This is a genomic window from Phocaeicola sartorii JCM 17136 = DSM 21941 (assembly GCF_054653615.1).
Window position 1 is genome coordinate 1 of record NZ_BAAIFW010000005.1, and the last position, 24,182, is coordinate 24,182.

At 38.6% G+C, this 24,182-nt stretch carries 15 protein-coding genes and 2 pseudogenes; 11 read left to right on the plus strand and 6 right to left on the minus strand.

Features of this window, described 5'->3' with window-relative positions:
- Positions 1-742 precede the first annotated feature (742 nt).
- A complete protein-coding gene (locus tag ACYQ0C_RS00170) occupies positions 743-2,053 on the plus strand; it encodes an ATP-binding protein (RefSeq protein WP_016275061.1) in 1,311 nt (436 codons plus the stop codon).
- On the opposite strand, the gene ACYQ0C_RS00175 is transcribed toward ACYQ0C_RS00170, so the two are convergent.
- Complete coding sequence (locus ACYQ0C_RS00175; protein WP_016275062.1) at positions 2,032-2,358, minus strand: AAA family ATPase; 327 nt, start codon at positions 2,356-2,358, stop codon at positions 2,032-2,034. The two genes, ACYQ0C_RS00170 and ACYQ0C_RS00175, sit on opposite strands and share 22 nt — an antisense overlap.
- Before the next feature lie 291 nt (positions 2,359-2,649).
- Between ACYQ0C_RS00175 and ACYQ0C_RS00180 the strand changes: the two genes are divergently transcribed.
- The 4 genes and pseudogenes from ACYQ0C_RS00180 to ACYQ0C_RS00195 all read left to right on the plus strand — a co-directional run.
- Positions 2,650-2,877, plus strand: coding sequence for a helix-turn-helix domain-containing protein (locus tag ACYQ0C_RS00180; protein ID WP_244964618.1), 228 nt, complete (start codon positions 2,650-2,652; stop codon positions 2,875-2,877).
- Positions 2,878-2,938: 61 nt separating this feature from the next.
- Positions 2,939-5,734, plus strand: a complete 2,796-nt coding sequence (locus ACYQ0C_RS00185) for a hypothetical protein (protein WP_016275055.1) — start codon at positions 2,939-2,941, stop codon at positions 5,732-5,734.
- Positions 5,735-5,825: 91 nt separating this feature from the next.
- A complete protein-coding gene (locus tag ACYQ0C_RS00190; protein WP_128812189.1) occupies positions 5,826-6,125 on the plus strand; it encodes a hypothetical protein in 300 nt (99 codons plus the stop codon).
- A gap of 194 nt (positions 6,126-6,319) precedes the next feature.
- A pseudogene (locus ACYQ0C_RS00195) lies at positions 6,320-6,711 on the plus strand (IS5/IS1182 family transposase); the annotation flags it as partial.
- Between the two features lie 70 nt (positions 6,712-6,781).
- Here the strand turns inward: ACYQ0C_RS00195 and ACYQ0C_RS00200 are convergent.
- Both ACYQ0C_RS00200 and ACYQ0C_RS00205 read right to left on the minus strand, forming a co-directional pair.
- On the minus strand, positions 6,782-9,526 hold the full coding sequence (locus ACYQ0C_RS00200; protein WP_016275052.1) for a PL29 family lyase N-terminal domain-containing protein: 2,745 nt from the start codon (positions 9,524-9,526) through the stop codon (positions 6,782-6,784).
- Between the two features lie 61 nt (positions 9,527-9,587).
- Complete coding sequence (locus tag ACYQ0C_RS00205; protein ID WP_257205066.1) at positions 9,588-9,815, minus strand: helix-turn-helix domain-containing protein; 228 nt, start codon at positions 9,813-9,815, stop codon at positions 9,588-9,590.
- A gap of 304 nt (positions 9,816-10,119) precedes the next feature.
- Here ACYQ0C_RS00205 and ACYQ0C_RS00210 point away from each other — a divergent pair, with 304 nt between their 5' ends.
- From ACYQ0C_RS00210 to ACYQ0C_RS00225, 4 genes are all read left to right on the plus strand, one after another.
- Positions 10,120-11,736: an ATP-binding protein gene (locus ACYQ0C_RS00210; RefSeq protein WP_016275050.1), complete on the plus strand. Its 1,617-nt coding sequence runs from the start codon at positions 10,120-10,122 to the stop codon at positions 11,734-11,736.
- A gap of 281 nt (positions 11,737-12,017) precedes the next feature.
- Positions 12,018-12,359 (plus strand): hypothetical protein, encoded by a 342-nt coding sequence (locus ACYQ0C_RS00215; protein WP_235783355.1) that lies wholly within the window; start codon positions 12,018-12,020, stop codon positions 12,357-12,359.
- A 166-nt stretch (positions 12,360-12,525) separates the two neighbouring features.
- Entirely contained in the window at positions 12,526-12,753 is a 228-nt protein-coding gene (locus ACYQ0C_RS00220; protein ID WP_244964618.1) for a helix-turn-helix domain-containing protein, read from the plus strand.
- A gap of 61 nt (positions 12,754-12,814) precedes the next feature.
- A complete protein-coding gene (locus tag ACYQ0C_RS00225) occupies positions 12,815-15,418 on the plus strand; it encodes a PL29 family lyase N-terminal domain-containing protein (RefSeq protein ID WP_016275048.1) in 2,604 nt (867 codons plus the stop codon).
- Between the two features lie 291 nt (positions 15,419-15,709).
- Here the strand turns inward: ACYQ0C_RS00225 and ACYQ0C_RS00230 are convergent, their stop codons facing one another.
- The 3 genes and pseudogenes from ACYQ0C_RS00230 to ACYQ0C_RS00240 all read right to left on the minus strand — a co-directional run bounded on the left by ACYQ0C_RS00230 (position 15,710) and on the right by ACYQ0C_RS00240 (position 21,578).
- The gene (locus tag ACYQ0C_RS00230) at positions 15,710-16,825 is read right to left on the minus strand and encodes a clostripain-related cysteine peptidase (protein ID WP_016275046.1); all 1,116 of its coding nucleotides are present in this window, start codon (positions 16,823-16,825) and stop codon (positions 15,710-15,712) included.
- An 88-nt stretch (positions 16,826-16,913) separates the two neighbouring features.
- Positions 16,914-20,046: pseudogene (locus tag ACYQ0C_RS00235) on the minus strand (PL29 family lyase N-terminal domain-containing protein).
- A gap of 413 nt (positions 20,047-20,459) precedes the next feature.
- Positions 20,460-21,578, minus strand: coding sequence for a site-specific integrase (locus ACYQ0C_RS00240; protein ID WP_025077184.1), 1,119 nt, complete (start codon positions 21,576-21,578; stop codon positions 20,460-20,462).
- Between the two features lie 126 nt (positions 21,579-21,704).
- Between ACYQ0C_RS00240 and ruvB the strand changes: the two genes are divergently transcribed.
- Together ruvB and ACYQ0C_RS00250 are read left to right on the plus strand one after the other, a co-directional pair.
- A complete protein-coding gene (gene ruvB / locus ACYQ0C_RS00245) occupies positions 21,705-22,733 on the plus strand; it encodes a Holliday junction branch migration DNA helicase RuvB (RefSeq protein ID WP_025019570.1) in 1,029 nt (342 codons plus the stop codon).
- A gap of 3 nt (positions 22,734-22,736) precedes the next feature.
- On the plus strand, positions 22,737-24,182 hold the full coding sequence (locus ACYQ0C_RS00250; RefSeq protein WP_016275071.1) for a lipopolysaccharide biosynthesis protein: 1,446 nt from the start codon (positions 22,737-22,739) through the stop codon (positions 24,180-24,182).

Sequence of the window (24,182 nt, forward strand, 5' to 3'; positions counted from 1 at the left end):
AAAAACAACTATACGTTTTTAAAACACGCCAGCTTGTTCAGTGCACAGACTTAGCCTGTTCAACGTACAGACTTAGCCTGTCCAGCTTACAGACCTGGTCTGTTCCGTGTATTACTCCCCCACTAATCCGATACGCTCCCTTTTCCCCTCATCCTGTCATCTTATGTAATATGCACAGAAAATCAGCCGGTTAAAGCTGAAACCACTTCCCCTCACGTCCATTTCAGCCCGTATCGTTTTGTCCCTTCACAAAAAATGTGAAAGAGCAGGCTGAAAGGAGGCTGACAGGGCAATGACAGGAGCCCCTTCATAGCCGGAACGCCTATGGGCAGGGAGTTTCAGCGGTAGATGAAAGGAGAAAAGGAACAATCGGGTTTTATCGCTGAGGCATTTAATATGAAGATAATCTCAGCATTCCCACCTGCGAATGAACAGATCACCATCCATGTTTTGAACCTGATTTATTATCGGCACGAAAGATTTATATCTTTCAGGCTATGTAACAATAATCCTCCCGGCATTTCTATACTCAAGATAAATTATTGCGTCATGCAGCCGGAAAATGAGATCCCGGATAGCCTTTTCCTTCAGTCTATCAAATTCGATTATTTTTTTCGGTACTTTTTCAGATAAATTATATCACAATTCTTGCTGCTCCAAATAAACAAAGGTATATTTGCAAAAATAACCATGGTTATTATAATCGTTATTATTTTTATAAGCGACTAAATATTAATAATATATGGATTTCTTTGGCAGAGAGAAAGAATTAGAGATACTCAGAAGGGAGGAAGAATTGTCCGCATCATCGGCACGGTTCACCATAGTCATGGGCAGACGCCGAATCGGCAAGACCAGTCTGATAAGACGGAATTTTCAAGGTAGGCAATGCCTTTATATATTGGCGAAAAATGAGGCGGAAGCCACCTTCTGCAGTTCTATACAAAGACAGATACAGAGGGAACTTGGTATATCTGTCTATGGATCGGTACGTTCTATGCGTGATATTTTTGATATTCTGTTTTCGTATGCCACTCAGAACCAGTTGAACCTGGTAATAGATGAAGTACAGGAGTTCTTTTATGTACGCAAGAGTATTTTTGCTGACATGCAAGAATTATGGGATAAATACAAGCCGGATATGAAAATAAACTTCATTACTTGCGGCTCCATTTATTCACTGATGAAAGAACTGTTTGAGGATAAAAAATCAGCCATGTATGGACGGATGACCAAGCGTCTGGACTTGCAGCCGTTCAGCATAGCAACACAGAAACAAATTCTAAGGCATTATTATCCGGCTTATACTCCGGCAGATCTACTTTGTCTTTATATGCTGACCGGTGGGGTGGCAAAATATATAGAAACATTAATGGACGAAGGGGCTTTCAAGAAAGAACGGATGCTCACTTGCTTTACCAATGAATACATGCCTTTTCTTACAGAAGGGAATGACTTGATTAATATGGAATTTAGAAAAGAGGGGGCCGTTTACTATTCTATCTTGAGCCTGATAGCTGACGGAAAAAACACATCCGGTGAGATTGATTCAGTTTTAGGTATCACCACAAGTGCCTATCTGCGTAACCTTGAAATCAATTATACCCTTTTGAAGAAGATGCGTCCCATCTTTGCATCTGAACGGAGCAAGGGAGTCAAGTACAAGCTGAATGACAATTTTCTACAGTTCTGGTTTCGCTTTATCTATCCTAACCTTGATTTGGTGGAGAATCACCGGTCGGATTTATTATTGGATATTGTAAAGAAAGGGTATGATGTTTATTCTGGTCTGGTATTGGAGCGATATTTCCAACAAAAGCTATGGGAAGAGGAGCGTTTCACGATAATAGGAAACTGGTGGGACTCAAAAGGAGAAAATGAAATTGATATCGTAGCTGTAAACCGTATTGACCGTACAGCCCGGATAGCAGAGGTAAAGATTAACCGGAATAAAATATCTATGCCGGTCTTGAAAGAAAAATCCCAAAAACTTATAGGCGAGTTAAAAAGATATCAGATAGAATATACAAGCTATTCATTGGAGGATATGTAAGGCATGGAATAAAGGTATTCACACTTCTGGCGTATTTTATATTTTATGATACGACTTTCAGCACCCAATTGCCATAAGGATACGACATTCATATATCCGGCTTCAATATCGTCTTTCATTACATTGGTTTTTCTATACAGTTCTTCTTTTATATGTTGAAGCATCAAAGTGGTTTTGCCTACTCCTCTAGGACCGGTAATACCTATCATACGGCTGTTCCAATTTATCTTGGAATACAGATAACGATAGAAACTCGTATTTGTTTCTTTTAATAATTTTTCGAAATGCTCTTGTGACTTTTTCATGCTATATTGAATTTAACATGCAAATATGGCCTGCACTCTGGCGGTGCATCTATTTGTCTATTTTACGCTATCAAAGTGCATTTTAAGCTAATTGAAGACCTTCCATGTCCTCAATAAATGTAATTATTCGTACAAACTGTCCTCCGTTGATAACATATAAAAATCTATTTAGATCTTCTATAGATAACCAATAGACGGAATGGCTTTTTATTTGGTGGTTACATCGCTGATTTATAACGATATAAGTCTTCTTTTGTTTCCGGCACGAATACGACCTACCTGAGTAATACGGTGAACAACTACTTCGGCTGCAACTTCAAGCGGTTGATAAACTCCTACAGGGTTGCCCGTGCCAAGGAACTGCTGGAGGGTGATGAGTGCCCTGTGAGCGAGCTTTTCAGCCGTTGCGGGTTCGCCTCGAAGAGCGTGTTCTATGTGGCGTTCGGGAAGATGGTCGGCATGACTCCCCTGCAATATATATCGCAGAGCCGGAATCCTTTTGTTGTCCAACGCAATTAAGTCCTTTTATAACAATAAACATTTTGAGTTTTTAAATTTATAAATTTAAAGTTTTTCTATTATGAACAAAAAATTTTTAAGTGCAATCCTGTTCGGTGCCTTGATGGTGACCTCGACAGGAACATTTGTATCTTGTAAAGACTATGATGATGACATCAAAAATTTGCAAGAACAAATCGACAAAAAAGCAGCTCTTACAGATCTTACTACTCAAGTAAGTGCTATGCAGGCAGCTTTGGATGCAGCTAAAACTTCTGCAACCGATGCTTTGGCTAAAGCCGAAGAAGCAAAGAAAGCAGCAGAAGCAACTGGCTCTGATATTACAGACATCCAGAAGACTATCGATAGTTTAATGACTAAAATCAAGTCTTTAGAAGATGCAACAATTGATGTAGAAGCTTTGAAAGCAGAATTGAAGCAAACTATTGCTGATTCTATTAAAGACGCTGACATTGATGGACTGAAAAAGAAAGTAGAAGATCAGCTGACAGTAGTAAAGAGCTTAGCTGGTGGTTACTTGACCATGGTTACTGAAATTGATTTATGGTATAAGGGAGGTCAAGATGCCAATCTCAATCCTATTGTATTGAATTTTAGTAATGTTACTGAACAAGATAATAAATTTGGTCCTAAAGATGAAATTACCTTTACTAAAGGTAAAGATGTCCCGACTGATGCTGAAGTTATTGTACGTGTTGTTCCTGCTAATGCAGAACTGACACCGGAAATGATTTCATTGATTAATGGCTTGGGTGAAGATATTACAGATCAGGTAACAACAACCAGTGTTGAGCGTTATTCAGAACTGTTGACGAAATCACGTGCTACTACTGAAACTGGCTTATGGAAAGTTAAATTCAACTTACCTAAATATGATAAAGATGCGTTCGCTAAAATTGCTGAAAAGGACGCTAAAGATATTCTTTATGCATTGGCTGTTAATGATATCACAGTAGATGCTACAGAAACTGAAGCTGCTGTAGCTCATACAGCTGTTTCTGATTACGCTGTGACATTGAACTATGCTCAAGGTAAATCTGCTGCAATGTTGAATTTTGCAGTAAACGGAACTGAGGTAGCTGATATACATAATCGTTACGCACATGCAGGCGAAGCAGATGGAATTACAACTCCTTCCACTTCAACTATTGAAGACTATATCTGGAGTGGTGACGCTGCAACTGCTATTAATGGAGACAAAACTAACGTAACAGCTAAATCAGGGCAGACTAAAGGCAATGATGATCGTCAAGATCAACCTTCTTTGAATGTAGAAGTTGGTAAGGCTTTCAGCGTAGAAATTCTATCAACTGATGTTGATGGTACAAAAGTGACGCCTCGTGCATTCTATGTAACATTAGATAGAACTCATGCTGTAGAATCTAACCCTTCTGAAATTAATGCTTGGGAAAGTTACAAAGTTGAAGGATTGAATACTTTGGTTGATAAAGCTTCAAAATTAAGCCTTACTATTCCAGCTGACGCAGCTAAGGGTGACTATATCGGTTTCCGTGTATATGCTGTGAACTATGACGGTACTTTGGTAGATCCTGATGGCCGTGCATTCTATGTGTATGTTGCAGAACAAACTACTAGTGCTACTGCTAGTGTTATGTTTAAACCTGATACACACTTGGATGAGAATGGAGTTTGGACTTCTGACAAAGGTGCTATTACAGCAACTGGATGGACTGCTGCAACTGAAGCAAAATTAGTTAAAATCTACGATAGTGCGGATTCTAAGAAAACTGACATTAATTCTAAGTTGGGTAACCTTACCTTGGAAGACAATTTCGTATTGTATAAAGGTAATGCAGAAAAGACATTTGCAGCTGCCGCTGATGAAACTAATCGTACGGAATTGGCGAAGTACACCAAGATAGCTATTAAGGATGTCGTTATGAACAAATTGGAAGATGGTAAGACTTACGTAGCCGTTATCAATATGATTAATGCTAGCGCAAACAATACCGTTGTTGAAACTGTAACCGTTTCGTTTACAAAAGTTCTTCCTACATTCCCTACGTCAGTAGAACCATTTACTAATGTTCTAGTAGATAACACATTAAAAATTTATCCGAAGAATTTTGCAGATGATGCTAAAACTACAGCTATCTATGATATTGATAATGTATGGCATGGTGTAGATCAATATACTTTGTTCGCACAAACAAATGTAACAAAAGAAAATCCAGCTACTGTAACATACATTTCAACAGATGTTGATGCTGAAGAAAGTACTACAGATAACAAACCTGCATTTAAGGCACCAGCTGAAATCATGAAGACAGATAACAAAGCATACGGAACTAAATATCCGATGTTAGTTTCTTATGATTATGGTAATGTAACCACAGCAGACACAGACAAGGATAAAGATGCTTTGACTTACTGGACTAATGGTACAGCATTCAATTTGGTATTCGGTAACTATGTTGACGATTGTACTATCACATGGATTGGTTCTGCTCCGACATTAACTTATCCGGGTGTTGCAGAAGCTGTAGACTTTATCAAGTTAAGTGCTATTAAGATTACTGACTGGTATAAATATACAACTCCTTCTTTAATAAATAATTTTAACGGATATGCTGAAAAAATAGAAGTTGCTTTATTGACAGGTACAGATTATAAGAGAGTTAATGAATATTATACTCCTTCTATAGAAGGCGAATTTGTAACAGGCAAAGACAGCGAAGGTAATGATATAAAAGAAGCTGTTATTAAATTGACTTCTAATGTAACATCTTCTCAAGGAACCGATACTCCTACTAAAATTCAGCTGACAATTACTGATATCTATGGTGGTACAGTAGTCAAAGTATTTGATCCGTTTACAATGAAGTTCCAAAACTAATTTGTACGTGAGATTGAACAACCTTACATAAAAAACAAAGGGGGTGTATCCATAAGTAAGGGAGCACCCCCTTATTTATTAGTTGAAAGTAATGAAAAAGAAAATGAAATTAATATTAATGCTGGCAAGTCTAGCAATATACAGTTGTTCATCAGGTAGCAAGAAGGGTGAACCTTTAAAGGAATTCAATGGATATGTAAAAGAAGTGACCACACAAGTGTTAAAGGTGGAGGATAACAGAGGACATACCATTACTTTCGATAATCGGGAAGTTACCTATGTTGGTGGAACGTTGATGGTCAATGATTCTGTTTGCGTTTCTTATCGTGGAAAATTAGATAATGGGACGCCCTCTATCATTGCTGAACTCATTCCTCGAAAAAAGAAATAACAAGAGTAAAGATTGCAGATTTGATCTCTTTTTTATTATTTGATAACTGAATTTTTAGTTAACCAAACAAGAGGCTGCCCAAAAACCGGATAGCCTCTTTAGCTATTGTTTATTTTGGTAATTACCGTTGCAAAAAGACAAACATTATAGCAAGGGTTAACCTCCAACCAAAATTTCGGTCTGTTTATCTGAAAAAGACAGATAAGAATATAACCTTCATGCGCATGAAAGAGGATCATATGAAAAAACGGGCAATTGAACCCCGCCTATAACACATAGATTGCTACTGAGAATCAGTTTATTACAAATCTGGAAATTTACAAGCGAACCGAAGATGCGGGAGCTATAAAAAAATCGAAAGACTTATCATAGGCAATCTCCCATAGTAATGCTTGATGCCGGTTACGGAAGCGAACAAAACTAAGAGTTTATGGAGAATGCTGGTATAAAAGTTTTTGTCAAGTACAATTATTCCCATAAAGAACAGAAATGTGCCTAAAAGAAGGATGCTTTTGCCATACAGAATCTTTACTACAATCGGAAACAGGATTATTACGTGTGCCCGATGGAACAACATATGAAATATTACACATAACAAAAAAGAAGGTATCCTTTTTCAGACACCTTCTTTTTTATTTAAGAATTTGTATAGAACATTATTCTACAACTACATCCACTTCTTTTTCGATTGTGTAATTCCAGTTATCAGTTACAGCAACTTTCAACTTAGATCTGTCACCCTTATTACCTACGGCACGGAGTGTGATTGTACTTTCTACCTTAGTAGTACCATCTGCATTCAGTTGAGCCTTGGTCGGTACACCATCTTCGTTTTCAACGGTAAACTTAATACCGTCAGAAGAGAACTTAACACCCTTGATGTCTTTTCTGCTCCATGCATTGTCAAATGTACCATCCTGCTTCTTAGAAGCACCATAGAAGAGCTCATAACGCTGTGCACCGCTAGTTTCACCCCAAACATTATTCTTAGTAATGTCTGTAGTTCCGGTAGCAGCAATCTTCACTGCACCACCTTCTGCCATGAACTTACCTTCCTTAATCGGGCTCAATACTTTAATCTTGAAGCTTGTTGCATCATAAGTATAAACGCCAACATATTTAGGAGCAGTAACTTTCACTGTCAATGCTTTACCATAAGATTTAGCCTTATAGTCATTACGCAATGTGATTGCTACATCATTAGCATTAGCTGCTGTAACCGCTACTGAAGTTGTAGCTGTAGAATTGTAGCTACCAGCAGCAATCAAAGCAAGCTCTGCGCTTGTCTTGTTATCAGCAGGCTTATTGTTGGCATCATTATCCAATGCAAATGTGAAAGTAAATCCTTTAGCTACATTAGCTGCCAAATTCTTGAACGCACCTTTAAACTTATAAGTAGAAGTCCATTCACCGCTAGCAGTTTCATCATATTTTTCAAGCATGTAAGCACTTGCCACTTCTTGTTTTTCATCCATAAAGACATTTTCGTCTTTCTGCAACAAGTCTGTGAATGCAGGAATAGAGAAGCTTAACGGGAAGTATACAGTGTTTACAATATTGCCATAATACTTATCAGCTTTATTAGAAGCGAAGTTAATAGTAGCTACATAGTTTTGATCCAACTTGATAGCAGCATTGTTTTTAAATGTAAAGCGAACAGATGCAGCTTCAGCAGCATTTGTAGTTATTTTACCATCACTCTTCAAGAATGTTACTACATACGTGTCAGCAATAGGTGCATTGTTATCACCAATGATGTAAATATTACCATTTGCAAGAGTGCTAGTCTTAGTTAAATCAGCATCGGCTTTCCATGTGATATAACCATCATTACCCAAAGCTTCAACCATCTTGCTCAGAGGAACAGTGATAGAGTTCTTGCTCAAATCATTGGCATCAGCAGCAACAATATCAAGCTTCTTCATGTCAGACAATTGGATACCGTTCAAGTTAGTTTGCGGAGTAACGCTTACTACTTTCTTACCAACTATACCATCCATCTGTGCATAGTGAACAGTGATGTTGATAGTTGCAGGAGTTTGTGAGTCAGGCATTCTCTTTACAGTGAATGACATCGGAGCGTCAGCCTGGTTATATTCTATTTTCCAATACAAAGCTTGATCTTCTTGGAACTCAAGATATGAATCATAAACAAATGCTGCTTCTTCCAAAGAAAGAGTATAAGTTTTGTTAGATTCAATCTTATGAGGATTACCAGCAAGAGTTGCTGTAGGATCTGTAGCTGTAATGTCAGTACCATTTGTTGTATCATCAATCTTTACCTTATTAATAGACATAGCAGCAGTTTGAGATTCCATAGCCACATCAAACTTAGAAGGAAGAGTAGATGAAGTCAGACCGAATAAAATAGGATTAGCACTTGTTCCGAATTTCTTTTCCCATGCGCTGTTGGCAATATCAGCAGCTGGTACATTGCCAATCACTTCACAAGCGAAGTTTACATTATACATACCGTTCTTAGAGGCTGCTCTTGTCAAAGCTGCATTACCGTTAGTAAATTCAGAAAGACTAACAGTTAAAGGAGCTGCAGCATTCTTGCTATTTACCAAAGAGAACTTCAAAGTAGAAGCATCAATGTTATTCGGAGTAATGCGAGCAACCAAACCATTAGTGTTGTATGCCACAGTTACATCACCGGCTTTCAATTTCGCTTTATTACCTTTCCAATTTTTCATTGGTTCAGAACTTGCAACGCGGAATGCCTTGTAAGTTACTGCACCTTGATGCATAGGAACAAAACCATTTTCCTTACTTACATTTGTGCCTGTATAACTTCTGTATCCTACAAATTCTATTTCAGAGATTAAAGAAGAGGCAGTCGGTAATTCAATAACTTGAGGAGTACCTTTAGCGTCATACACGGTCAGAGTATAACCATCTGCTTCAGAACCGGAAACGGTGATACCTGATACCGGAATGTTGGTATTTACATATTCACCCTTTTCATTCAAAGTGTACCAATATCCGCCATCTGCCTTAACAGGAGCTTTTGCAGCATCCTTGGTCGGGAAGATACCTGTACCTTCGCCATCAATTTTCAATTCACCAGTCTTTTCATCAACAGTAACTTGCTGAGCATCTTTGCCCGGAGTTCCAGGAGCACCAGCTTCACCATCTTTTACATCCAAAGTAACGGTTACAGGACTTCCTTTAGAGAAAGTAAAAGTCATTCCTTTACCATCAGCAGTCTTGGTGATACCTGTTACATAGTCACCATTGTCAACAGCGGTCTGCAAAGCTGCAATCTGAGACTTCAAATCATTCAACGTATTGTTGATCTGATCGATGTCATCATCATAGTCTTTACAAGATACAAACGTTCCTGTCGAGGTCACCATCAAGGCACCGAACAGGATTGCACTTAAAAATTTTTTGTTCATAATAGAAAAACTTTAAATTTATAAATTTAAAAACTCAAAATGTTTATTGTTATAAAAGGACTTAATTGCGTTGGACAACAAAAGGATTCCGGCTCTGCGATATATATTGCAGGGGAGTCATGCCGACCATCTTCCCGAACGCCACATAGAACACGCTCTTCGAGGCGAACCCGCAACGGCTGAAAAGCTCGCTCACAGGGCACTCATCACCCTCCAGCAGCTCCTTGGCGCGGGCAACCCTGTAGGAGTTTATCAAACCCTTGAAGTTACAGCCGAAGTAGTTGTTCACCGTATTACTCAGGTAGGTCGTATTCGTGCCGGAAACAAAAGAATATGTATAACACTGATAGACAACAATATAACAAATTCAGTAGGAGAAATATATCTTATTACAAAATGGATAAATTCTAAATACTTTTCAAAGTATCCTTTAAAGGACAGAATGCCAATATATATGAACAGAAATAGGCGATTATCCATTAATAAGAAACGGAAAAACTTGTCATAAGCGGAAAAAACAAATCCTTTATTTGCTTTGTTTATCATTTACTAATATCTTTGTTTCATCATTCATTCTAGAACCGCAACAAAATATGAAATACCCTATTGGAATACAGAGTTTTGACCAAATCCGTGAAGATGGCTATGTATATGTGGATAAGACCGGTTTGATTTACAATCTGGTAACACAAGGCAAGACTTATTTCTTGAGTCGTCCACGTCGTTTTGGCAAAAGCCTGCTGGTAAGCACCCTTGCCTGTTATTTCCAGGGACGTAAAGATTTGTTTGCCGGACTGGAAATCGACGGATTGGAAAAGGACTGGTATGAGTATCCTATCTTCCGTATAGACTTTAATGGAGGACTATATACACAACCCGGAATTCTGGAGGCTACCATTGAAGGCTATTTAGGAAACTGGGAAGATATTTATGGCAAGAATCCCAATTATACAACCATAGGAACCCGTTTCATTGAAATACTTCGCCGGGCTTATGAACAGACAGGGCGGCGTGCGGTGGTGCTGATTGATGAATATGACAAACCTATTCTGGATGTATTAGATACGGAAGCTTGTTTTTATGATGATTACGGAAAGAAAGTTCTGTTGGAAAATCATAACCGGGAAATATTGAAATCCTTTTATTCTACCTTTAAGGGAGCTGATCAATACTTGAGATTCGTATTATTGACCGGAGTAACAAAGTTTTCCCAAGTAAGTGTTTTCAGTGGATTTAACCAGCCTAAAGACATCAGTATGGATGAACGGTACGAAGCCTTGTGCGGTATCACCCAGAATGAGCTGGAAGCATATTTCGAAGAACCCACCATACAGTTGGCTGCTAAATATCAGTATACGGTGGAAGAAATGAAGGAACTTCTCAGACGGCAATATGACGGATATCATTTTGGAGAGGGGATGACCGACATTTACAATCCGTTCAGCATTCTTAATGCTTTTGACAGTATGGCAATTCGTGATTACTGGTTCTCTACAGGTACTCCCACCTATTTGGTTCGCCTGCTGCAACACAACCGCGAGCAGATAAACGAACTTGCCGGACGTTATTATGTTCCCTCTTTGTTTGTGGATTATAAGGCTGATGTGGAACAGCCTCTGCCCATGATTTATCAGAGCGGATATCTCACTATTAAAGAATATAATAGACGTATGGGAACCTATCTGCTCGATTTTCCCAATAATGAGGTGCGTAAAGGTTTCTTGTCCGTACTGGCAGCACATTATTTGAAACCCGGAGGTGGAGAGGTCAACAGTTGGATTATCGATGCTGTCACTTGTCTTGAACAAGGGAACACCTCCGCTTTTTGTGATTCTCTGACCGCTTTTCTTGCCAGCATCCCGTATGACTCTCACGCTTCCTTGAAGGAATTGGATATGACTGAGAAACATTTCCAATACACTTTTTATCTGATTCTCCGTTTGATAGGAGTTTATTGCCGTGCAATCCATTGTGAGAACCGCCAGAGCTTCGGACGGGTGGACTGCATATTGGAAATGGACGAATATGTTTACATTTTCGAATTCAAGATGGATGGAACAGCAGAGGAGGCTTTACAGCAAATAGCAGAGAAAGGCTATGCCCGATCTTATTTGACCGATAACCGTAAAATAGTCTGTATCGGGGTGAATTTTTCTTCCCTTACGCGTACTGTGGAAGAATGGAAAGAGATAATATGGAACAGGATGTGAAAGTAAACGGAAGAGGGTGCTTTCAAGGCAAATATCTGTCGTTTTAATCAATCTATGATGTTGCCAATAGAAATAACACCAGATCTCTAACAGCCTTTTTATTAGAGATTGCACCAATAACAGTATCTTTATTATATGCCTATGTTTTTAGATTCAAATGCTATATTTGGATCTGTAAACGAATAGAATAATGATATGTTTCAACAAAATATTTATAGGAAACTGCAAGACTGGGCGGTAATTCCAACCATAAGCCATTAATATTGCGTGGAGTAAGGCAAGTGGGTAAGACAACGTTGGTAAACGAATTTAGCAGAGAATTTGAGAATTATATTCATCTTAATTTGGAAAGAGAGAATGAAGCCGGGCAGGTTGTTGCACAGGAATTAAAGGTGCTATCCAACGATCATTATATTCAGCATTTTTTTATGGACCTGTCACCCGGGAATATAGCTGTCAGAGTTTGGAGCGGACCTTATTCAATTGACAGGGTTACAACTCCCAAAGGGAAAGATTTCCGACTGATAAATCTTCCTTTTTATTATGTGAATTGCTTGCCGCTTATTTTTCAGTCCATAGCTTTATGTTCCTTTGAACAAAAAAATGCAACGCTGACGTTGTAATCTATTTTTTCTATCCTTATAATTTCATATCAGTAACGAACTCTAGTAGAATCCATCTAAATAGAGTTCGTTTTGCTTTTTGTCATACTAAGAGATAAATGCTTAATTATCAATACAGTATATACGATTTGTTTCCGGCACGAATACGACCTACCTGAGTAATACGGTGAACAACTACTTCGGCTGCAACTTCAAGCGGCTGATAAACTCCTACAGGGTTGCCCGCGCCAAGGAGCTGCTGGAGGGTGATGAGTGTCCTGTGAGCGAGCTTTTCAGCCGTTGCGGGTTCGCCTCGAAGAGCGTGTTCTATGTGGCGTTCGGGAAGATGGTCGGCATGACTCCCCTGCAATATATATCGCAGAGCCGGAATCCTTTTGTTGTCCAACGCAATTAAGTCCTTTTATAACAATAAACATTTTGAGTTTTTAAATTTATAAATTTAAAGTTTTTCTATTATGAACAAAAAATTTTTAAGTGCAATCCTGTTCGGTGCCTTGATGGTGACCTCGACAGGAACGTTTGTATCTTGTAAAGACTATGATGACGAGATCGATGAGATCAACGCTACGTTGACCGATTTGAAATCTCAGCTGGCAGCTTTGCAGACAAAAGTAGAGAATGGTGATTATGTAACAGGTATCACTAAGACCGCTGATGGTAAAGGAATGACTTTTACTTTCTCTAAAGGAAGTACTGTAACCGTTACTTTGGATGTAAAAGATGGTGAAGCTGGTGCTCCTGGAACTCCGGGTAAAGATGCTCAGCAAGTTACTGTTGATGAAAAGACTGGTGAATTGAAGATTGATGGTAAAGGTACAGGTATTTTTCCTGCCAAAGATGCAGCAAAAGCTCCTGTTAAAGCAGAAGGTGGATATTGGTACACTTTGAATGAAAAGGGTGAATATGAAAATACAAATATCCCTGTATCTGGTATTATTGTTACTGGAACTGAAGCTACAGGCTATACATTGACTGTATATAGTGCTGATGGTGAAAAGGTTATCAAATTACCGACTGCCTCTTCTACAATTACAGAAATTATGATTGGCGATCTAACATTCGGAGCTACTACCAGCACTACTTCTGTAACTGGGCTTGATTGGGGCTATAAGAGCAATGGAAAGATTGATTGGAAAGGACCCAAAGGAAATATTGCAGCGAATCAGTTGATGATTGGACAAATAGCACCTGCTGAAGGATTATTATCTGTTACTCCCGCTAGTGTGGATTTATCAGGCATGACACTTGAATTAATTGACACAAAAGGTGATATCGCTCCCGTTAATATCGTTGCCACTCCGAATAGTACTGATGGTGCTGCAACCGCTCCTAGAGCTGCTGCAACTAATGGCAAATGGAATTTGGCTATCACTTTGAAGAGTGATGTTACTAAAGATAATATTACAAAAGTATTTGGTGCATGGGATAATTCCAGCTATAATGCAAAATTGTACGCTTTACGTATTAATGGTAAAGTTTATACCGGTTATTCAATTGCTGTAAAAGTGGCTGAAAATAATGCCATTACAAATAATGCTACAACAGTTGGAAATGGTATTACTTTGAGTACAACTAACCTGAAATCAATAGGAAACAATCATGACAAACCACTGGACAACAACAGTAATATTGAAGTACCTGTTGGCTCTTCATCATTAGTTTGCTCAGATTCTAAGTTCTATGATGGTTACATTGCTTTTGAAGGTACTCAGACAGCAAAAGCTGAAAAGTTAGGCGTTTCTGCTAATGGTATGAATCTGTCTATTAAAGAATCTGCAAAAGCAGAAGAAGTGATTGCTACTGTCCATATCATGAGTGTTGACGGAAAGGAAACAACCAAAAACATAACATTGAAGATTGGTGGTGTTAAATCTGATGATACTCAAACTATCGCTGCTACTACTTATGAATTAGGTTTGGATGACAGCGGAGTTTTAAATGCTATTGTTGTAGATTTGAAGGATGCTTTCTCTAGCTTGTCTGCTGCTAATGCTGAAGAAATTGATAACTTAACTCAGATTACTGTTGAAAATGTTAAAGATCAAGTTAATTTCTTGGCAAATGACTTGACTTCTACTAATGTAACATTCTATACTGATAAGGATGGTAAACCTGCTGATAAATTTGTAGATGGATCAGCAAATGATGGTGAAGTAGTATTAGCTAGCTCAGATGCTCGCAATATCCGTTGGATGAAGATTGCCGTAAATGGTAATGTTAATGGTAAGGCTAAGCCAGGTAACTATAATTTGACTTTGACAATCAAGGATCAAAAATCAGGTACTGCCGTTAGCACAATCAAGACAGTTACAATTCCTGTAACAGTTGCTCTGCCTACTTGGAATAAACTGTTCAAGAACACAACTGCTTGGGAAGATGGTAAGTTTGTTGCCCGTTTGGCAGCTTCAGTTGCTAATAAACCTGTGGTAAACTTCACAAGAGCATTCCTTCCCAATACAAAGGCTGCTGTAAATGATATCAAGTTGACAATTGACAAAGTGGATAATAAGGATGTTATAGAAGACCAATCAAGTGCTTCTGTAACTCTAAAGAATATCCAAAATACTAATAAGACTTTGAAAGTTAATGAATTGGGTGTTGTAGCTTCTTATACATTTGGAGGTGTAAATGACTTGACTGTTAAGTCTTCTAAGTTCACTACTAAGATCATGTCTATCTTTGAAGGTGCTAAGTTGGTTTACTATACTGATAATGTAGCTGGTGCAACTGCTAAGGTTGGTGCGGACTTTACTATCGCTAAACTTACTATTGCTAATAATAAGAAGAATGGTTTGGCATTACAGTATGGTAAGGGAGAATCTGCTGTATGTAATAGCATTCCTGTAATCGAAGGTGTAACTGTTCAAGAATCTAATTCTACTGCTGCAGACAAAGTTAAGGTAGCTTATGGCGTAGACGGCTTGAATAATGTTACTGCCACTTCTGTTAGCGAAGGTATTAAATTGGTAAATGCCCAAATCGGTGATAAGGGTACTTTAGTTCTAACATTCACTGACTTCGCAGGCATTGTGACAACCGCTACAATTGCATTCGAATAATATTAAAATTGGTATATAATATAAAGGGGCTGTTTTTTAGGGACAGCCCCTTTTAACTTATAGAATAACTATCTTAGTTCTTTATTTCTTTGAATAGTAACATCAATGTTTAGTAATAATTTCTTCTGTTAATTCTATTCCTTTGAGCTGATAATTTCTGTATATTATAATAATTAAATTGTATTCTATTGATGTAAAAAAGTAGTAGATCTTTATATATGTCTTATCTCTTTGAACTGATAAAAGATTTTCCCCAAATGTCATTCCATAGAAAGTTATCCTACATATTCTCTAATGTGTATTAGTATCTTTATACCATTGTAGTTTTGTATATTCCTCATTTAAGTCATTAAGTTCTCTCTGCATAATAAAAGTGGTCATACCTGAAAATGCTGTGATAGGGAATATTCCTTCTTCCGTAGCATAAAAAGGAGTATTCCTTTTGTAAACCACACATTGGCTGATATATTCTTGAAGTGCATTGTATGTATCTTCATCTGATAATGATTGATAATATTGAGCAAAATCAAAAAAATAGAATGGGGCTTTTAAAACTCCATCATAATTTTGAAGGTTACCGACCGGGAGGAAAGAACCAGATATTTCTGTATTGATCTGTCGTATCAAATTCGCTAAATTTGATAATCCGGCAGTTTTTATTATGCTAATGGTAGCAGAACGTTTATCGCCTTCCATCAAATTCCAATAATGAAAATAATTTTCTGCAAATCTTTGCAAATCAGCAGTTTCTTCAAGCAGACAGGAAATACTGCCGGCATAGATAGGAGTGAATCCCGGAGATACTACTGGGGCAGAGGAAGCCATGATATATGCTGCTTTATTTCTTAATTCATAAGCCACCTCAATACCTGCCATATTACATGCTTCAAAGATTATGAATTCAAATAAATGGTCCGGGAGGGCCATAGCAAAATCTGTTATTTCCATTTCATTATCATTATCGATGATGATAGACCGCGAGCCATTAACCAATGTATGTGGAGGAAGCCAGCCACTGCCATGGGAAAACACGATTAAACCGTAGCTTTTAGCAGGATAAAGCCGAGTTACGTCGTTTATAACTCGTTTAAGCACTTGAGGGGAGGCTGAGTTTTCTTGGTCATAGGTATGTATGGTAATATAGCCTTTCTCACTTTTTCCATCAATTTCCATCAATCGTGGAGAGTCCTTAAATGGTGTATCCTGATACACTATTATTTTTCCATCTGTCTCGTCTTCCCATCCATTTTTAATTTGAACAAGTTTGTCATAGGTTTCCGCATCAAGATTATTATCTCCTCCCAGATAAACCAATAGTGTCCGTGCAGGTAAAACAGCGGGAGTGTCATTTTCTTTATGACAGCCACATACTAATAACAGAAAACAGACAGCATATATATACTTCATACACAATATAATTGAATAAACGATTGTAAAAACTAAAAGAGGGGAACATTTTGCCCCCCTCTTTTTAAATAAACAATGAGCGTATTAATTACTTGTCATTGTGCTTCTTAACTTGGATTTGGATAGTTCCAACAGAATGTCCAAGACTATTCTTCCAAGTATGGTCGCAGATACCGCCCCACTTGTGATTTACACAAACTTCTACTTCAATAGTAAATGGTTGAGCAATATCTTCACCATTGTTGATCCATGTGATAGTCTGCTTAGTATTATCAAGTTTGATCTTATTCATGTTTTCAGCATCCAGTTCACTTCCGTCAGCAAAGTATGCCTTAGAAACCTTGAAGTTAACAGTTGTATTAACATCGAATACATTATTGTCAACTACCAGTTTATTTGACCAACCAGCTTGATCACCTGTCTGAACCAAAGTATTATTCTCAGCCATATCTTTGTGGTCATAGATAACATGGTTGTTATTGAATTGTGCCTGAGCACCTTCAGACCACAGATAATCTGACAAGAAGAATGCATCCTTCAATGATACTGTATTTTCAGCTTCTTGGTACTTGTCAAACAAAGGACCTGCTTCGTAAGCGTGGAATACCATCGGAGTTACAAATGCAACTTCAAATTCATCGATAACCACTGTAGAACGTCCATTTTCAGGAGCAGGAGCACCAGTATAATTAGTAGTATGGTTATCTTCAGCCCAAGGAGTATTGTTTATCATATTGATAGTATTGCAAGAGAAGTTATTGTAAGCTTCTTTAGCATACTTGTTATGAGCATTGGCTTCCTTGTTGCAAGTACCATACAATCCGTCAACATCTTCGTTGAAGCTTACTACAGCACGCATTTTGATCTTCTTCAAATCTTCAGCGTCAGCAGCATTGATCCAAGCACGTCCTTCGTCTGTTGCCTCCAAAGCGATATACCACTTGTTGTCTTTACCTTGATACAAACGGATACCGGAATCGTGACCGTCATCTATCTTAGATGCGTTATTATGCTGGTCAACCAATTCGAATGACAAGGTAGCTCTAGCCCAATCCTTATCATGAGTCTGACCCTTATAAGGATTATAGTTGATCAAATCGAATTCGTCATTCAATGCTGCAACCATTTCATAAGTCGTAGGAGCATCAAAGTTATCGTATCTACCGTGAGCAATGAAGTAAGAATCATCTACCCAGTTCAACTTAGTCTTTTCAGGAGCAACTACATCCGGATACTTCACATTAATAGTATAAGTAACATGGATGTCAGATAATCCCTTATGATCAGCATTTGGCTTGTATGTACCCTTAACAGTGTAAACGTCGTGATCGTCATGACGAGAGAATGCTGTATTCTTCACTGTAACGAACAGCTGATTGTATTCTTCAGGTTTAAAGTTCGGATCTAATGAATAGTCTGCATTATTCTTTCCATCCCATGCATATACAGCGTGTTGTTTAGCCTCATCTGCCGTTGCAAATTCAGGAACGAAATCATAAGTTTTACGGAATTCGTCTTTACTCAACTGTACATCTTTATGGTTGAATATCTTATCCATATCCATATCAAGAACTTGATTGATATGTTTCAGAGTGACATCTTTTGTTTCTGTAATATTAATTTCAGGAGCAACAACTGCATTGCGTACAATGTGAATCTTGATGATTGCTGTTTTAACTACATTACCATTGTCTTCACCCGGTGCTACTAGTTTCACACGAACAATAGGAGTTCTGTCTATAGCAGCTGTGTGGTTGGCATCTGTTTCTGCGCCCCAAATCGGGTCCGGAGTTTGTTTTACTGTAGCAACACCATCTTTGGTAACGTCCAAATAGCGTTTTGTCTGGTTAACGCCATCATAATAGAAGTCAACCGGTTCAAACACCAATGAATAGTCATCAAAACCATTATCCATCAAAGGATACTGAGCGTCTTGGGCTCTACCCATACGTTTGTCAAAGAATGAAGTTACGATGTCTTTCAAATTTTTTGAATGTCCATCACCTGTGTAATTCAGTTCTACAACAATACGGTTTGCATCATCTTTAGATTCAGCATCTCCTTTATATAACTGGTTTTCAGCATTACCTTCGAACTTAGCTTTATCTGCTTGATAAGCTTTCAATTTAGCCTCTTCAGTACCGGTCGGATTCAAGGTGTTAAGATAATGTTCATCTTTGATGAATTCTCTATAATTTACCTTGTTAGGAGCAATTGCATTTTTAATCTGAGCAGGAGCGTTAGTTTGGTCAAATGCATCAGCTACTTTAACCAAATGTACGTTTTTCTGCAAAATTACTTCATGCTTGGCGGGAATAAAATCAGAATGAACGATTTGGTCATTGTTCTTAATTCTCAATGAATATACTGTTCTTTCGTCCAGATTAGATTGTTCAGCAAAAGCCCAGTCCTTTACACGGAAGTTCAACATACCATGTCCTTCTTTATAAGAATCAACGGTGATTTTTCCATCAGTGTACAGTTTTTGTCCAGCATTGAACAATTCCCAATTCTTGTTATTCGTATTGTAGTTCCATATTTCAGCAGTATCACGAACAAATCCTACCACTTCCATATCCTTGAATGATACGCTGTTAGGATTTACCTGATACTTCACGTCTGCCTTACCTGAGTAAACGATTTTAAATGTACTAAAGTTATTTGCACTCCAATCTGCACCTGCAATCTCTGTTTTACCTGACACACTATCAGTAACGATGGTAGGGAAATGGATTCTGGCAGCTTCACCTTCAGAAAGGAAAGTAGGGATAAACTTAACTCCGCTAACTACAGAAGTAGCTTTAGGCATACTGATAGTCTTTTTAGTGCCATCAGCATAAGTAATAACTAATTCATAAGCTGATTCACCTTCTTCTACTGATACTACATAATCATCAGCAGAAGTACCTGGAGTACCCGGAGTACCTGGTTTGCCCGGTTCACCTTGTTCTCCTTTTGCACCATTGTATAATTTAATGGTCTCTCCATCACTGAATTTGATTTCATAACCACCATTACCATCAGTGAACGGAGTACAGCTTTCGACATATTTGCCTGAGCCTACTTTGTCTTCAAGGGCCTTGATTGCATCTTTCACATTGGATATTTCTTGATCCAAGCGGTCGATGTCGTCATCGTAATCCTTACAAGATACAAATGTTCCTGTCGAGGTCACCATCAAGGGCACCGAACAGGATTGCACTTAAAAATTTTTTGTTCATAATAGAAAAACTTTAAATTTATAAATTTAAAAACTCAAAATATTATTGTTATAAAAGGACTTTAAATCTTTTTCTGTGTCCGGATGCCGTGCTCTTATATAGAAACTGCAAGGGAGCATGCGCCTACAATCTTTATGAAATGCGGCATAAAAAACGCTCTTGGGATGCAAAACCACACTTCCTAAAAAGCAGCAACTGGTTGAACTACGTCACCCTCTAGCAATAAGAACTTTGCATACGGTCAACACGATACTTGTTAAGGAGCTGCTTGAAGTTGCAGCCGAAGTAGTTGTTCACCGTATTACTCAGGTAGGTCGTATTCGTGCCGGATACTATACAGCGATGATAACTAATTGGATATTAGATATATATATGTTCTGCTTAATGGTGTAAGGGCCATTTCGGGGCCTTTATTATTTATAATTAACAATAATATCCGGTAAACTATCTACCGCTTTTTGTTTGAGTTCATCTATGATATGAACATATTTTTCTGTATGCCGGGTAGTAGAATGTCCCGCAAGGCTGGCTGCCGTCTTGATATTAGCTCCATTTGCCATGATGTTGGTGATGAATGAATGACGGGCGCAATGGAAAGTGATGTGCTTGTGTATATTAGCCCTTTTTACCCATTTATTTAAAATCCTCAATGTGTAAGAATAGGAGGGGAGTCTGAATACCAACTCCTCGTTAATGCCCTTATGCCTTTGCAGGAGTTTGACGGCAGTATGGTTTAAGTTCAAATGCAAGATTGCATTTTTGGAGTGTGACTGTACTTTCTGTTGCAGAATAGTAAGGCGGTTGGATGAAAAATCGATGTCTTTATATTGCAGTTGATGGACATCACACCAACGCAGTCCGCAATAGCAAGAAAATAAGAATGCCCGTTTTACTTCGTTGTTGGGGCATGGAGTGATGGCAAGTTTCTGAATCTCCTTTAAACTAAGGATTGCTTTGGTCACTTCATCAAACTGTACCAGGCGGATACCATCTGTAGGATTAGAGGTCATTAGCTTTTTTTCTATACATTTATTGATGCACATTCTGAATTTCTTGAAATATCCGATGGGAGTATTGCCTCGGAGATGATCCCTGAGATACTCAAGAAAGTTTATACAGAAATCTTTTGTGAGAAGAGTTACGGGCAAGTTTTTCTTTCTTGTAAACAGCCGCAGATGGGTGATACATGCCCTGACCATTTTTTTGTCCTTTTTATGATAGGTATCCAGGAATTGCCCTATCAGAATATAGAAGTCGGGAACATTGCTTTTATCTGTTGGAAGTATGTCATAGAATGTGTTTTCTACATCGTTCAGATGATATTCAACCGATAAGAACTCTAACTCCTTTTTAGCTCTTATCTGTCTGGCAATTAATATCTTGTTTTTATTTTCTGCTCTTCGCTCCGCACTGGTAGGAGGATCCAGAATGATGCCCAGATACTCTTTGCGGCGTTTTCCGTTATAACTGTAATTCAAGTAAAGCGAAACTCTTCCTTTGTTCAATTGTTTCTTTCCTAATGTAATTCCCATAATGAATAATAATTAATACAATAATAATGTTGAAAAGAGAGACGGCAGAGGGACTGAAAATGAATTCCTCCATCTTTCTTTCTATTATAATAATATCTTTTGTACCTTTGTGTCATAAACAAAAAAATGGAAGAAAATTTTGATATACGCGAGCAACAGCTCACAAGTAAAGAACGCGATTTTGAGAATGCCTTACGTCCGCTGAATTTTGAGGATTTCAACGGGCAGGATAAGGTGGTGGATAATTTGCGCATCTTTGTCAAAGCAGCGCGTCTGCGGGCCGAGGCATTAGACCATGTTCTTTTGCACGGCCCTCCCGGCTTGGGCAAGACTACTTTAAGTAATATCATTGCCAATGAGCTGGGGGTGGGTTTTAAAGTGACTTCAGGGCCGGTGCTGGATAAACCGGGTGATTTGGCGGGAGTCCTGACCAGTTTGGAACCCAATGATGTGCTTTTTATTGATGAAATACATCGGTTGAGTCCTGTGGTGGAAGAGTATTTGTATTCTGCCATGGAGGACTATCGTATTGATATAATGATAGACAAGGGCCCATCGGCACGTAGTATACAGCTGGAACTGAGTCCGTTTACGTTGGTCGGTGCCACTACTCGGAGTGGGCTGCTGACTGCGCCTTTGCGTGCACGTTTCGGCATAAATCTCCATTTGGAGTATTATGACGATGATATACTGACCAGCATTATCCGGCGTTCTGCCCATATATTGAATGTTCCATGTGATGCGAAAGCGGCAGGTGAGATTGCCTCGCGCAGCCGTGGAACGCCCCGTATCGCGAATGCGTTACTGAGGCGTGTCCGTGATTTTGCCCAGGTGAAAGGCTCCGGAAAGATTGATGTGGAGATTGCCAGGTTTGCTTTAGAGGCCTTGAACATTGACAGATACGGACTGGATGAGATAGATAACAAGATTTTATGTACTATTATAGATAAATTTAAGGGAGGTCCTGTAGGGCTGACTACTATTGCAACCGCTTTGGGTGAGGACGCCGGAACAATAGAGGAAGTTTATGAACCTTTTTTGATTAAAGAGGGTTTTTTAAAACGTACTCCGCGTGGGCGTGAGGTCACGGAACTGGCCTATATGCATCTGGGACGGAGCATTTATAATAGTCAGAAGACATTATTTGATGATTAAACAATGGCAGGATTAAAAGCATTAGTCAAGGAAACAGCCATATATGGGATGAGTAGCATCATCGGGCGGTTCCTGAATTATTTGTTAGTACCGATATATACTAACGCTTTACCTATGGAATCGGGCGGTTATGGTGTCATTACCAATATGTATGCTATAACTGCCTTGTTGATGGTGCTTTTGACATACGGCATGGAAACCGGCTTTTTCCGATTCGCCAACAAGGGAGTGGACGATCCGATGCGTGTGTATTCCACTACTTTACTTTCGGTAGGGGCGACTGCGGTCTTTTTTTTAATGATCTGTCTTTCTTTTCTGCATCCCATAGCAGGTTTCTTGGGATATGGAGAGCATCCGTGGTATATGGGGATGATGCTGATTGTTGTTGCAATGGATGCTTTTCAAGCTATTCCTTTTGCCTATTTGCGGTATAAGAAACGTCCCATTAAATTCGCTGCATTGAAGTTGTTGTTCATTTTTGCCAGCATTGCCTTGAATATTGCTTATTTTGTAGGCATGAAAGGGGAGAATGTCGGAGTGGCTTTTGCCATTAATCTAGCTTGTACTTCTTTGGTTATGTTATGTATGTGGAAAGAATTGGTGGGTTTCAGATATGTGCTGGACAGAGAGTTGTTGCGGCGTATGTTGCATTATTCTTTCCCGATTCTGATCCTGGGTATTGCGGGGATTCTGAATCAGGTGGCTGATAAGATTATTTTTCCGTTTGTCTATCCCGATAAGGCAGAGGCGACCATCCAGTTGGGAATCTATGGGGCTGCCAGCAAAATAGCTATGATAATGGCCATGTTGACACAAGCCTTCAGGTTTGCATACGAGCCGTTTGTTTTTAGTAAGAGTAAAGAAAAGGACAGTCGGGAAATGTATGCCAAGGCGATGAAGTTTTTTATTATCTTCACTTTACTGGCTTTTTTGGCTGTTATGTTTTACCTTGATATTCTGCGTTATATTTTAGGACGTGATTATTGGGTGGGACTCAAGGTTGTACCTATTGTCATGGCTGCTGAAATGTTTATGGGTATTTATTTTAATCTTTCTTTTTGGTATAAACTGATTGATGAAACAAAATGGGGAGCCTATTTTTCATTGGTGGGTTGCAGTATCATTATTCTAATAAATATCTTCCTGATTCCGGTGTTTAGCTATATGGCATGCGCTTGGGCTGGTTTTGCCGGATATGGAGTGGCTATGCTTCTTTCTTATTTTGTGGGACAGAAGAAATATCCTATTAATTATGATTTGAAAGCGATAGGTAAGTATGTGGCGTTAGCACTGATACTTTACCTTGTTTCAGTTTATCTTCCTATTCAAAATATATTCTTGTTGCTGGGTATTCGTACATTGTTGTTGCTATTGTTTGTGGCATATATTGTGAAAACGGACTTCCCTTTAAAGCAGATACCTGTTATAAACCGATACATAAAGAAATAA